We start from the raw sequence: 13442 nt of genomic DNA on the forward strand, positions 1-13442 counted from the left end.
ACGAATTCACCCCCGTCAGCCACGTCACGTGGCTCCTGATTGCCAACATCACCCTCTGCCTCAATCGATGACCAAAATTCCCCAACACCTTCTAAGGTAGAGGGGGCGCGGCCACGAAAACGCACGTGCACGGAATAGGATTTTTGGTTATCTTACCAAGCCCACTTCCACCCTGCCATGCTCCCGCGTATCTGCATTATTCCGCTGTTTTCGGGCCGCGCTCGGGCGGTCAGGATGGCCGTGCTGCTGGGGCTGCTGCTGGGCCTGGTGGGGGCGCGGGCGGGGCAGGCGCAGCAGGCTTCCTTTCAGTTTGAAAAAAGCCGGCAGCGCCAGGTGCGTACGCCTTTTCTGCTGCAGCGTAACCTGATTATTCTGCCCATCTGGCTCAACAAGCAGGGGCCGTACAACTTTATTCTGGATACGGGCATCAACAGTTGCCTGATTACCGACCCGCGCCTGCGGCAGGAGCTGAACCTGACGGTAGGAGGGCGCTTTCTGGTGGCCGGCGCCGGCGAGGAAAATCCGCTGGAGGCTTTTCAGATACCGGCCGTTGCCGTGAGCCTGCCCGGCGGAATCAAGGCGCCCGCCCAAAGCTTTCTGATGCTGTCCGAGGACGTGCTCAACCTCTCGGGCTACGTGGGTATTCCGGTTCATGGCCTGCTGGGGGCCGATGTGTTCCGCAGCTTTGTGGTAGAAGTAGATCCTGTAGCCGAAGCCCTGACCTTTCACGATCCGGCGCAGTTTCGGGCGCCCCGCGGGCGGCGCTGGGCCCGGTTGCCCCTGGACATGGAGGGCCGCAAGTCCTACCTCACCTTGCCGGTGCAACTCAACGATTCTCTGAAGCTGCCCCTGAAGCTGGTGCTCGATACGGGGGCGGGCCACGCCCTATCCCTGGAAACCACCTCCGATGCCCGCCTGCAGCTGCCGCCCCAGCGCCTGCGCAGCCAGCTGGGCCGGGGCCTCAACGGCAACATCAACGGGTACCTGGGGCGGGTGTCGGCCCTGGAGCTGGGGCGCTACCGGGTGCCGGCCCTGCTCACCTCGTTTCCCGACGCGGCCGATGTGGCCCAGCGCGCCGAAGTGCCCCGCAACGGCAACCTGGGCTTCGAGCTGCTCAAGCGCTTCACCGTCATTATCGACTACACCCACAACCAGCTGCTGCTGCGCCCCAACGAGAAATACCGCGACCCTTTCGAGCATGATATGTGCGGGTTTGAGGTATTGGCCACCGGACCCAACTACCGCCAATACCGGGTGCTGCGGGTAGAAGCCACCGGCCCCGCCGCCGATGCGGGCATTCAGCCCGGCGACGAAATTCTGTCCATTAACCTGCTGCCGGCGGAAGCCCTCAGCCTGACCCAGCTCAGCCGCCTGCTGCACTCCGCCGATGGGCGACAACTGCTGTTTGTGCTGCGCCGCGCCAGTACCGGCGACCTGTTTACCACCACCGTGCGCCTGAAGCGCCAGATTTAGCAGGCGGGTAGCCTTTCTGGTTCCGGGCCGCGGTTGGCCATTGTCGGGCGCCGGCCGTAAGCAGTGTACCCGGCCCGCAGCGCGCAAAATTCCTACATTAGGCACCGTCCGCCGTTCCGGTCGCTTTCCCACCCTCCGCCCATTCCCCGCATGGCTCTCCCTTCGTCGGCCGCGCAGGGGCAGGTGCCGCCCCTGCTCCAGGCTAACCAGCACATTTACTCCGATTATTTCGATGAGAACTTCGTAGAAACCCTGGACCGCACTATTCTGCAGCTGCTCGACCGGGTGTGGTTTCGCTCCGAGCTGATAGGGTTCGAGAACTTCCCGCAGCGCAACCGGCCCGACCGGCCCCTCCTCTTCGCCTCCAACCACTCGGGCATGGCCTTTCCCTGGGATGCCATGGTGGCGCTTTCGCACCTGTGGCGGCGCCTGCCCCGCCTCCGCGACCTGCCCCGCCCACTCTCCGCGCCCATGCTGTCGCAGTCGGTGCTGATGAACCCGTTTCTGCTTAAAAACTTCTGGAAGAAGTGTGGCTGCGTGGATGCCACCACTCTCAACTTCGAGACGATGATGTACTACCAGGACCACAACCTGATGCTTTACCCCGAGGGGGTGGCCGGCATCGGGAAAGGGTTCAACCGGAAGTATGAGCTGCAGCGCCTGGCCACCAGCATTGTGCGCCTGGGCATTGAGCACCGCACCGACATCATCCCGTTCTACACCATCAACGGCGAGTACCTGAACCCCTACGCCTACAGCTGGGACTGGGTCAACCGCCTAAGCAAGAAAATCGGGATTCCCTTTATCCCGATGGGGCCCATTTTGCTGATGGTGCTGCTGCAGCCCTGGTTTTTCTACATGGCATTTCCGGCCCGGCTCACCTTCGTGCTGGGCGGCCGCATCCGGCCCTACGAGCTGACCGCCAAAACCACCAGTGAGCTGACCCGCCCCGAGTATGAGGCTTTGTCGGGGCAGATTCGGGCGAAGATGCAAGAGGAGCTGGATGCCGCCGTGCAACAGTACGGCCAACGGCCCTACCGCTGGCGCGAGCTGTGGCAGCGCATCCGGGAGAACTGGCGCTACTTCCCGTTTTTCCTGCCCTGGGCCTGGCCCGCACTGTTTCGGGAGTTTGAGCGGCAGTACGCGCGCAAAGGCCACCACGACTTTGACCTGAAGTTGCGCAGCCCCGGCGCGTACTGGCGCATGTTGTGGCGCAATCCATTTACCCTCACCTTCTTTATTCCCGTATTAGGCTGGATTCCTATTGCCATTCGGGGCTACAAAGGCCACCGGATAAACAAATAAAAAAGCAGGAGTAGGGTTGCAAGCCTTGTAAGAGCTGGTTTTCTTTCAGGCGCTGCTGTCAGCTTCACTCCACATTCTTGGCTTCCTACTAGTGAAATAAATGCCTTCTGCCCAGCATCTGCTCCTGAAGCAACTTTTGGTGGCCGCTACCGGCTCGCTGGCCCGCCGCCGTCCGGGCTTGGCGGCCGTGCGGCTGGCGCTGGAGGTGGCTTCGGTGGGGCAGCTGATGCCCTGGAACGTGTTTCTGCAGGAAACCGAGGTGGAGGGCATGCCCGCCGAATGGATTCGGCCGGCTGGGGCCACGCCGGGCCGGGTGCTGCTGTATTTGCACGGTGGCGGCTACGTGGTGGGCTCCCTGAACACGCACCGCGCTCTGGTAGGGGCCCTGGCTCAGCAGTGCGGGGTAGCAGCCCTGAGCATTGCCTACCGCAAAGCCCCCGAGTATCCGTTCCCGGCCGCCCTCGACGATGCCCTGCTGGCCTACCGCTGGCTAGTGGCCCAGGGCTACGCCGGCCCCGATATTATTGTGGCCGGCGACTCGGCGGGGGGCGGGCTGGCGCTGGCTTTGCTGCTGGCCCTGCGCAACCAGGGCGAAACGCTGCCCGCCGCTGCCGTGGGCCTGTCGCCCTGGACCGACCTGGTACTGCCAACCGGAATGCTGCGCCGCGTGTGCCAGGAGGAAAGCCGGGTGCTGGAGGCGTTGGAAATCCGGGGGTGGGGCTCCTTGTACGCCGCTGCTACGCCGCTCTCCGACCCCTTGGTTTCCCCGGTGCGGGCCGATTTGCGGGGCCTGCCGCCGCTGCTGATTCAGGTTTCCGACGCCGAGGTGCTCGGGGATGATGTAGTGGAATTCGTGCAGAAAGCCCGTGCGGCCGGTACGCCCGTTACCCTGCAGGTATTTGAGGGGCTGGTGCACTGGTGGCACCTGTTCTGGCGCTGGGTGCCCGAGGCCCGCGTAGCCCTGCGCCGGGTAGCCGATTTCACCCAACAGATATGGGCTGAGCCAGTACCCGCCAACCACTAACCCGAACTTACTGACCCGTGGCCGGGAGCGGCGCGGTGGCTCCGAAAATCGGCTGTTCAGTAGGGTATATACTGGCTTTTCGTAGTTTCGAGGGGGTAGCGCCCTTCTCACCTGCAGCCCCGCGCTTGCCTGTTGTTTCTTTTCCTTCTCACCCATTTTCTACCCCGTAGCCCCATGGAAGACCTGTTTAAGAAGTTCGTTAACGCCGGCGTAGGCCTCGTGTCGCTTACCAATGAGCGAGTGCAGAGCACCATTGATAAGTTGGTGCAGGATAGCAAGCTCTCGGAGCAGGAGGGGGCCCGCATCATGGACGACCTGAAGAAAAACACCGACACCAAGCGCAAGGAGCTGGAAAAGCAGTTTCAAGGCCTGGCCTCGCGCCTGATGAAAAGTGCCGGTCTGGCTACCAACGCCGATGTGGAAGAGTTGAAGCGCACGGTGAAAGGCAGCAGTTCGAAGGCCAAAGCAGGTAGTTCTGCCGGGGCAGGTGCCGCCTCGGCGGCGGCCAAGGGCAGCTCCACTGCCGCCAAAGGCCCTGCCGCTGCCAAAGCAGCCCCCGTGAAAGCCGCGAATACCAAAACAAGCACCACCAGCAGCAAAGCCAAAATGGCGGCCACGCCGGAAAGCCCAACGGGAAAAACAAGCAAAACAGCCGCCAAAAAGGCTATTTCGCCCACCGATACTACCTCCAACACCGGCAGTTAGCCTGCGTAGCACAGCGTGTTACCCCCTTTGCGACAGATAAACCCTGGCTGCGTTGTGTGGCCGGGGTTTTCTGTAAGCTGCTGCGGCTGCCCCGAAACGATGCTCCGCCGGAAAGTTCGGGGCCAATGCTGATCTTACCGCCGGAATCAGCGCCATTAACTCCATCCGCATAATCTGCGATTCATGTTCAAAAACACCATTTCCAACCTCACGCGCATCCGGCAGGTAGCCGAGGTACTTATCCGCTACGGGTTCGAGGACGTGGTAACGAGTACCGCCCTGCGCCGGCTGGTGCCGCAGAGTCGGCGCCGGGCCCGCCCCGATGGGGAGCCGGCCGTGTTTGAAACCACCCGCTGGCAGCGCATCCGCATGATTATTGAGGAGTTGGGGCCTACGTTCATTAAGCTGGCCCAGGCCCTGAGCAACCGCGCCGACCTGCTGCCCCAGCCCCTGATCGACGAGTTTGAGAAGCTGCAAAGCAACGTGCCGCCCTTTCCGGTAGCCCAGGCCCGCCAGATTATTGAGCAGGAGCTGGGCCGCCCCCTGGAAGAGGTGTTTGCGGAGTTTGATGAGGTGCCCCTTGGTTCGGCCAGTATTGGGCAGGTGCACGGGGCGCGGCTGCGCTCCGGCGAGCAGGTAGTGGTGAAGGTGCAGCGCCCCGATGTGCAGGAAAAAGTACGCACCGACCTGAGCCTACTCCACGAGCTGGTGCGCCTGACGGCCCCGTTTCTGCGCCGCCAGGGCCTGAGCAACCCCCAGGACATTGTGGATGCCTTCGAGCGGAGCATGACCAAGGAGCTGGACTACACCTCCGAGGCCCGCAGCATGGAGCAGTTCCGGAAGCTGTATGAAAGCTACGAAACCTTCTATATCCCGCGGCCCTACCGGGAGCTGAGTACCAGCAAAATGCTGGTCATCGAGTTTGTGAGCGGCTGCAAGATTACCGACAAGGCCCAGCTGCTGGCCTGGGGCCTGAGCCCCGAGCAGGTGGCCGAAACCGGCATGGACATCTACCTGACCCAGATTTTCGAGTTCGGGGCCTTCCACGCCGACCCGCACCCCGGCAACGTGCTGGTGCGCCCTGATGGTACGCTGGTGCTCATCGACTTTGGCATGGTAGGGCGCCTGACCAAGCAGCAGAAGTATGCCTTTGCGGGCGTGTTTATTGGCATGGCCCGGCAGGACGCGCGCGGCATGGCCCTGAACTTCCGCCGCTTGGCCCTGACCTCGGAAATACCGGACATGCGCGCCTTCGAGGCCGACCTGGCCCAGCTCATCGAGGATTTCGCCACCCTCGACGTGAAGGAAATGAGCATGTCGGACCTGGCCGATGCGCTGCAGGGGGTTATCTACCGTTACAAGCTGCAGGTGCCCGGCGCCGTGTTCCTGATTCTGCGGGCCCTGGTGATTCTGGAAGGCATTGGCAAGGTGCTGCATCCGCGCTTCAACACCTTCGAGTTCGTGCGGCCCTATGGCACGCGCATCATCGCTGAGCAGTATTCGGCCGAAAACATTCAGAACGAAGCCCTGTACACGGGCACTCAGCTGCTGGCCCTGCTGCAAACCCTCCCCACCGATGTGCGCCAGATCATGCGCAAAATCTCCCGCGGCGACCTGCGGGTGCGGGTGGAATTGAGCGGCTACCAGCAGCTGTTGCGCAAAGCCGACCAGCTGGTGAGCCGGGGCATTCTGGCGGCCGTGGCCGTAGCCATGATTGTATTTGCCGGCCTGAGCCTGCTGGGCCGCTACCCCGCCTCCATGCCCTACCACCGCGGCCTACCCGTGGTAACCTGGTACAGCCTGGGCGTGGCCGCGTTTCTGCTGCTGGTTCTGTTCATTCTGGGCACCAAAAACGAGCGGCGCGGGGAGTAGCCCCGGCTACTTCCGAAACCAATCGTAGGCCAGCTGCAGGCTTGCCTCGCCCCATACCCCTCTGACCCCATAGAGGTAATACCGGTAGAAAGCGCCCAGGCGCACTTCCTGATGATTGCCCAGCGGCAGTACCGCGCCCAGCGTAGCCTCAGCATGAACCATCAGGCCATTATCGCCGCGGTACACGTTGCTGGTTTGCAGCGGAATATTGCTGCCGCGTGGGCGCTCCTTTACCGTCGCCTCGGAGTGCAGGAAGTAGAGCCCACCGAACCCGATGCCCGGCACTACAGCCACGCGCCCCGGTCGCCCCAGGCGCCGCCCGATGCCAATGGCAAGGTCCAGCGTCTGCTGCCGATAAAACGTCTGCTCTTCCGTCAGGGCCTGCGGAAAAGGCGGGTTCAGCTCCGTTCGGTTTGACCAGGCCGCATAGCTGACGCTCAGGACGGTTTGCAGGCCGCTGGCCCGCACATGCACCCACTCCAACCCTACGGGTATGCTGTTTTTACTGAGCAGGCCATCTGAATCCAGGAATTGATGCCGGGGCGTTAGCTGTAAGCCCAGGCCGTTGCGCCACACCGTGCGGGTAGGGCTAGGGGTTGATTTCCAGGCCGGGTCGAGGCATTGGTTGTACTCCATAAACACCTGCCGGACGTTGCGCTCCGTGAAGCTCAGCTGAATGATGCGGTTGTTGGAGTGGTCGAGGGTAGGGCAGCCGGTCAGGTAGCGGTTCAGCAGCACGTGCCAGTTAATGGCCGTCAGCTCCTGGAGCGTATCGGCGGCCGGGGGTAGCAGCAGCAGGCCGGTTTCGTTGGGGTAGGCGTACAGGCTGGCCCGCCCCAGCTGCACTGGCACCACGAAAAAGGTGGAATCCTGACCGGAGGCCAGTCGCACAACCTGGCTTCGGATGGCCGCCCGCCCGCGCAGGCCATAGCCCTGCACTTGCGCCGGCCGGAATATCTGCGGGGCTGCCTTCGGGGCGCTGTGTAGGGCTACGAGCTGCTGCCCGCGCTCCACCACAATACCGCGGAGCGTATCGCCCGTTAGGGTCAGCACATAGCCCGGAAGCCCCTGCGCCCATCCCGTGTGGCCAACTAATAAACACAACAGCAGCGTACAAAAACGAAGCATTCAGGTAGAGAAAGAGAATAAGAAGGAAAGGCCAGCTATAGGCCAAGGATAAAATTGGAGACTTACCACTAGATGGAGGCCGGGCGGGTAGGCTTACTTTCGGAACCAGACGTAAGCCACCCGCAGCCCGATGGTGCTAAAGGAAGTGAAAACGAATTTCTGGTAGATACCCGTCAGGCGGATTTCGTGCCGGGGACCTATCGGAGCCAGCACGCCCGCCTGGGCCTCCAGGTGAGGCAAAATGGCCTCGCCGCCCACACTATATGTTTCTGTGGTCTGGAAGGGCATGGTGCTGCCCGCAGGGCGCTGCTGGGTTTGGCCTTTTTCGTGCAGCAGCACCGTGGAGCCCGCCCCGGCACCCACGTAGAAACCCGGCCGCGTAGGGCGCCCCAGCCGCCTGCCCGCCGAAATAGCTAAGGTCAGAAGTTGGGCGGTGGCGCTGGTGCGCCGCTCTGTCTCCGCCTGCCCCGTGAGGGTCTGCACGAGGTACTCCGGGCTGCTTATGGGCAGGTAAGTAAATGTGCCCACTACCCCCATCTGCAGGCCGCTGGCTCGCACGGCCGTCCACTCCAGCCCAATGCGCTGGCCCCAGCCTGCGGTGGTAATGGTTCGCTCGGCCCATGCGTTATCATCTGTGAGGCTCCCGCGCAACGCCTCGGCATGCAGGCCCAGCCCATGCCGCCACGGGGAGTGCTTGCGGACCGCAGTGGGTTGCCAGGTGGGGTCGAGGCAGCGGTTGTAGCGGCGCAATACTTTCTCCACGTTTTCGGCCGAAAAGCGCATTTCAAGCATCTCCTCACTATACGGAACCAGGGTAGCACACCCCACCAGGTACCGGTTGAACAGCAACGACCGAGTAACTGGCGTCAGCTCATACAGGGTGTCGAGGCCGGCCGGTTGCAGCAGTAGCCCGCCTTCACTGGCGGCGTAGCAGTACAGGCTGGCCCGCCCCAGCTGTACCGGCAGCACAAAGCACACCGAGTCCTTCCCGGAGGCCTGGTGCACCACCCGGCTCCGGATAGCCGGCCGGTCGAGCAGACCGTAGCCCTGCACCTGCGCCGGCCGGAACACCTGGGGCTTACCGCCGGCCGCCGGGTACAGGTAAATCACCTGATGTTTCTTCTCGGCCACAAAGCCCGCTACCGTGTCGCCGGCCGGGGTCAGGATGTAGCCCGGCAGGCCCTGGGCCCGGGCGGCAGCACTTGCAATCAAACAAAGGAATAAAAGGTAGAGTCGCGGCATAGGCAGGAAAAGCAGCGGAAAAGAATGAGCAGCGCAGGCGGTAATAGCGGCTGTCTGGCGTTTTGTAAAGTCTGGATAAGTCTGGGGTTATAGCAAGTAGTTTATTGATAATTAATAAGATATGGATTGTTGTGGGAGGTAGTTAAAAGTCTGCAAAGATAGAAAAGTGGTGCGCGGGGTTGCGCAAGCAGGCTTCAATTTAGCACCGTCTTCCACTTACCGGAGACGCCATCTGCTATGTCTTTCTCTTTACTACCCCCCGCTACCCGCTGTATCCTGACCGCCGCCTTGACCGCCGCCGCCGCGCTGCCGGTCCTGGCCCAGACCGACCGGGAAGCCGACACTTACGAAACTCAGAAGCGGCTCAGCGTGGGCGTAACCAAGTACACTGAGGCTCGCGCGGCCCTGACCAGCTTTATCCGGAGCCGGGCCACCCGCGTGCAGAAGCAGGAGGAAACGCCCGAGCAGCTCACAGCCGAGTTCAGCGTGCCCGTCGGCCTGCTACCCCGCCTTGACTCGCTAACTGCCAGCTTGGGCTACGTGCTCGAAAACAACCTTAACTCTTACATCCTGAGCCCGCGCCGGCAGGAACTGGAGGCCGAAACCCAGCAACTAATAACTGTTATCGGGCGAGTGCAAAACCAGCTCCGCGAAGCCAAGCTAACCAAGCAGGAACTGGAGCAGTTGCAGGAAGAGCTGGAACGAAACGAAGCCCGCCTGCGCCACACCCGCCAGCAGCAGGAGCTGCTCCAGAGCCACGCAGGCCAAGCCTACGTAACGCTCCGGCTCTTCGATGAAATCAGCTTCCCGACCGGCAACCGCCGGGTGAGCTTCGTGAATATGCCGGGGGTAGAGGTGGGCTACCTGCGCCTCGATAACCCGAAGCCGGGGCTCACCAGCCCGGCCTACCGGGGCTACGCCATCAAGTACCTGTTCACGCGGGGCAAGAGCTACTTCAACCTGGGCGTGTACAAGCCCACGACCACTAACAAGTCCGATTCGGCCTTCGTGAATGAGCTGTTCGTTATCAACTTCGGGCAGGATTTCTACCCGCGCAATTTCGGCCGGGGCCGGCGGCGCTACCTCAACCTGTACACCAGCTACCAGGTAGGCGGCTTCATCCTGAACCGTAACGACGACCAGGAAAACGACTTTATCCCGAACCTGAACCTGGGGCTGGGGGTAGAGCTGATCAAAACCCGCCACATCCTGCTCGATACCAAAGCCAGCTACTTCGTGCCCCTCAACAGCCGCAGCCGCGACCTGCGCGGTGTATTGGGGCAAGCCTCCTTCAACTTTGTGTTTTAGAGTTGGTGAACGGTCGGGGTGCGTCGGCAGGGGTTTACTGGCTCCGCCTCACGCGTACTGAGCAACGTGGCTGCGGCTGCCGGAAGGGGCCGTAGCAACCGGTGTTTTTTCAGCGCAGTGGTGCGCCGCGTGCCAGGGGCTGTGCACAGCCAGATTTTGCGCGCGCGTTGGCCGGGAAAGCACGCTACCGCCCCTGCCGGCCGCCCCTGGGCAGTGGCCGCGGCCCGGGCTATTTTTTTACGAGTACGTACCCTACCTGCAATGTGAAAACATGCGTGCGGAGGAAATCAGGGGAGAACACCAGTGCGTTCTGACCGTAGCTGAAGTGAACTTGCACCTCACGCTGCGGGCGCAACGGAAACAAAAGGCCTGCTCCCCCACTAGCCTGCAGGCCAAATTCCCCCGACTGGTTGGTGTCTGCGTCGGCGGGAGCAGGAAACAAGGGATGGGAATTTTCCTGGTGAATGCGGTAGTAAGAACTAAAGAACAGATTGCCGCCGACGCTCAGGAAGGCAAACGGCCGGATTTTACCCGGCTGCCCGAAATTTCTGCCGAAAGAGCCCAGCAAGGCAACACTATTCAACTGGTAGCTCTCGGTGACGGTGGTAGTGTACAGGGAAGTACCCGTATAAATATTGTACGGCTGCAGTCCACCGCGTAAATGCTGCAGCGTACCGCCCGCCGAAACCCACCATCCGCTAGAGCGTGTGTGCCGCAGTTCCGCACTGATCAGCGCTCCGGGCCGTAAATCAGGGCTGGTGGCATAGATGCGGGTCCGGTCGGTGAGGATGGAATAAACAACACCTGCCTGGAGCACTAGGCTGGGTTCAGTGACGGACGTGTTGAGGCGGGTGGGCTGCCAGGCGGGTGCAATGCACTGATTATACCGGATGATTAAGTCACGCACCGAGCGCTGATTAAACGCAAGATTCAGCACGCGCTTGTCCGTCATGTCCAGTGAAGGGCAGTTGCCCAGGTAACGACCAAATAGCAGGTGCCAGTTGCGGGCTGTCAACTCATACAAAGTGTCAGAAGTTGGGGGAGCGAGCATCAGCTTCGTGCTGTCAGCAAAATAACCATACAAACTGGCTGGGCCACTCAGCACGGCCTGAACGAAGCACAGCGAATCCTGCCCCGAGCGTAGCCGTACCGGGCGGCTGGTATGCGGGGCGCTGGCCCCAAAGCCATAGGCCCGTACCTGGGACGGGCGGAAATACTGGGGCTTACTGTCGGTAAGCGGATAAAATTCAATCAGGTGAAGGCTCTGTTCTTTCACGTAGCCCCGCAGCGTATCACCCGCGGGCATGACGACGTAACCTGCAATTCCCTGAGCAAAGGCCGCAAAGCTGCCAAGTGTGCACAGCAGTAAAAAGTAGAATCGGAGCATAGAAATTAGTAAAACAGTGGGGCGGCTAACAGCGCGCTTGCTGTATAGGCAGAAGACGAGGGTGGCGCACAAAAAAGCCTGAGCTAGATAGCTCAGGCTTTTGGGGTACAATACTACTTGAAGTCGAGCTTATTTCAGCTGCATATCATCAATAATAGTCTGAATTTTCTCGCCGGCGAGGCGGTCGGCCAGGTCGAAGTCCACGGCGGAGGCCAGGGGCTGGCGCACGCTGAAGTAGAACTTGATTTTGGGCTCGGTGCCGCTGGGGCGGGCCGAGATTTTGCTGCCATCTTCCAGAATGAACTGCAGCACGTTGGAGCTTTCCAGGCCGGTTTCGGTTTCCAGGTTGGTGCGCAGGTCGCGGATGCGGCCGGTTTTGTAGTCGCGCAGCTCCACCACGGGCTGGCCGGCAATGGTGCGGGGCGGGTTAGCCCGCAGTCCGGCCATCATTTCCTGAATTTCCTCGGCCCCACGCTGGCCCTTCTTAGTCAGGGAAATCAGGTGCTCCTTGTAGAAACCGTAGGTGGCGTACATGTGCACCATTTCCTCATACAAGGTGTGGCCGTGGTCCTTGGCAACGGCCGCCATTTCGGCCAGCATAGCGCAGGCCGAAATAGCATCTTTATCGCGCACGAAGGAGCCAATCATGTAGCCGTAGCTTTCCTCGCCGCCCCCAATGTAGTTTTCCCGGCCTTCCAGCTCCCGGATGATGCCGGCAATGTACTTGAAGCCCGTCAGGGTCCGGTAGGCCTTCACGTTGTTAGCGCGGGCAATGTCGCCGAGTACTTCGCTGGTCACAATGGTGTACACGATGAAGTCCTGCTCGGTCATCTTGCCGGCCTGTTTGCGGGCCGAGAGGAGGTAGTGCGTGAGCAGCGCGGCAGTTTGGTTGCCGTTTACCAGTACCCACTCGCCCTTATTGTCCTTCACGGCAATGCCCACGCGGTCCGAGTCGGGGTCGGTAGCCAGCACCAGGTCGGCGTCGAGGGCCTTGGCCTGGTCCAGGGCCATCTGCATGGCTACTTTCTCCTCGGGGTTCGGCGACTGCACCGTGGGGAAGTTACCATCGGGCGTGGCCTGGGCCTCTACTACGTGCACATTCGTGAAGCCCAGCTGGGCCAGGGCTTTGGGCACCAGCGTAATGCCCGTGCCGTGCAGGGGCGTGTACACAATCTTTAGGTCGTGCTGGCGCTGTATGGCAGCCGGGTTGATGCTCAGCTCCTTCACCTTGGCGAGGTAGGCGGCGTCTAGTTCGGCCCCAATCAGGTGAATGCGCGACGGCTCCGGCTGGAACTTCACCTCACTCACCGACTGAATGGCTTCTACTCCCCGGATGATGTTCTTGTCGTGCGGGGCCACTACCTGGGCACCGTCGTTCCAGTACACCTTAAAGCCGTTGTACTCTTTGGGGTTGTGCGAGGCCGTTACTACGCAGCCGCTTTGGCAACCCAGCTGGCGGATGGCAAACGACAGCTCGGGGGTAGGGCGCAGGGCCTCGAACAGGTACACCGTAATGCCGTTGGCCGAGAAGATGTCGGCGGCAATGCGGGCAAACTCGGGGCTGTTGTTGCGCGAGTCGTGGGCAATGGCCACCTTAATTTCCTGGCCGGGGAAGTTCTGAAGCAGGTAGTTGCTCAGGCCCTGGGTAGCCATGCCCAGGGTGTAGCGGTTCATGCGGTTGGAGCCCGGGCCCATGATGCCGCGCAGGCCGCCGGTACCAAACTCCAGGTTGCGGTAGAACGCATCGGAAAGGAAATCCTCCTGATTTTCCGCCAGCATCTGGCGAATGGCCGACTGAGTCTCGGCGTCGTAGCTACCCGTAAGCCAGGTATTGATTTTCTCGTGAATGTCAGGCGTCAGGGCCATACGCGGGAAGGTTTGAACTGAAGGAACTCGAATAACGGGAGTAAAGAAAACAGGTTTTCCGTGGGCCAAGATAGGCCCTTCGGAACTTGATCTCACAGAAAGACAAAGAGTACTAGTTGATTCCTGCCTAGA

10 protein-coding genes are annotated in these 13442 nt (G+C 61.4%); 6 read left to right on the forward strand and 4 right to left on the reverse strand.

Going from position 1 to position 13442, the window contains the following annotated elements; all coding sequences use genetic code 11:
* Positions 1 to 177: 177 nt before the first annotated feature.
* The 5 genes from GGU46_RS17985 to GGU46_RS18005 all read left to right on the forward strand — a co-directional run bounded on the left by GGU46_RS17985 (position 178) and on the right by GGU46_RS18005 (position 6379).
* Positions 178 to 1473: an aspartyl protease family protein gene (locus tag GGU46_RS17985; protein WP_183404957.1), complete on the forward strand. Its 1296-nt coding sequence runs from the start codon at positions 178 to 180 to the stop codon at positions 1471 to 1473.
* A 150-nt stretch (positions 1474 to 1623) separates the two neighbouring features.
* Positions 1624 to 2778, forward strand: a complete 1155-nt coding sequence (locus GGU46_RS17990; RefSeq protein ID WP_183404958.1) for a lysophospholipid acyltransferase family protein — start codon at positions 1624 to 1626, stop codon at positions 2776 to 2778.
* Between the two features lie 100 nt (positions 2779 to 2878).
* Positions 2879 to 3802, forward strand: coding sequence for an alpha/beta hydrolase (locus tag GGU46_RS17995; protein WP_183404959.1), 924 nt, complete (start codon positions 2879 to 2881; stop codon positions 3800 to 3802).
* Between the two features lie 174 nt (positions 3803 to 3976).
* Positions 3977 to 4507 (forward strand): phasin family protein, encoded by a 531-nt coding sequence (locus GGU46_RS18000; RefSeq protein WP_183404960.1) that lies wholly within the window; start codon positions 3977 to 3979, stop codon positions 4505 to 4507.
* A gap of 183 nt (positions 4508 to 4690) precedes the next feature.
* A complete protein-coding gene (locus GGU46_RS18005; RefSeq protein ID WP_183404961.1) occupies positions 4691 to 6379 on the forward strand; it encodes an ABC1 kinase family protein in 1689 nt (562 codons plus the stop codon).
* A 6-nt stretch (positions 6380 to 6385) separates the two neighbouring features.
* On the opposite strand, the gene GGU46_RS18010 is transcribed toward GGU46_RS18005, so the two are convergent.
* Positions 6386 to 7432 (reverse strand): hypothetical protein, encoded by a 1047-nt coding sequence (locus GGU46_RS18010; protein ID WP_183404962.1) that lies wholly within the window; start codon positions 7430 to 7432, stop codon positions 6386 to 6388.
* A 168-nt stretch (positions 7433 to 7600) separates the two neighbouring features.
* Entirely contained in the window at positions 7601 to 8719 is a 1119-nt protein-coding gene (locus GGU46_RS18015) for a hypothetical protein (RefSeq protein ID WP_183404963.1), read from the reverse strand.
* Positions 8720 to 8986: 267 nt separating this feature from the next.
* Between GGU46_RS18015 and GGU46_RS18020 the strand changes: the two genes are divergently transcribed.
* Positions 8987 to 10057: a hypothetical protein gene (locus GGU46_RS18020; RefSeq protein WP_183404964.1), complete on the forward strand. Its 1071-nt coding sequence runs from the start codon at positions 8987 to 8989 to the stop codon at positions 10055 to 10057.
* A 229-nt stretch (positions 10058 to 10286) separates the two neighbouring features.
* Here GGU46_RS18020 and GGU46_RS18025 read toward each other — a convergent pair whose 3' ends face one another.
* Both GGU46_RS18025 and GGU46_RS18030 read right to left on the reverse strand, forming a co-directional pair.
* Positions 10287 to 11444, reverse strand: a complete 1158-nt coding sequence (locus tag GGU46_RS18025; protein ID WP_183404965.1) for a hypothetical protein — start codon at positions 11442 to 11444, stop codon at positions 10287 to 10289.
* A gap of 129 nt (positions 11445 to 11573) precedes the next feature.
* On the reverse strand, positions 11574 to 13310 hold the full coding sequence (locus tag GGU46_RS18030; RefSeq protein ID WP_183404966.1) for a phospho-sugar mutase: 1737 nt from the start codon (positions 13308 to 13310) through the stop codon (positions 11574 to 11576).
* Between the last annotated feature and the right edge of the window lie 132 nt (positions 13311 to 13442).

The sequence above is a fragment of the Hymenobacter latericoloratus genome (assembly GCF_014199535.1).
In the GTDB taxonomy this organism is placed as follows: Bacteria; Bacteroidota; Bacteroidia; order Cytophagales; family Hymenobacteraceae; genus Hymenobacter; species Hymenobacter latericoloratus.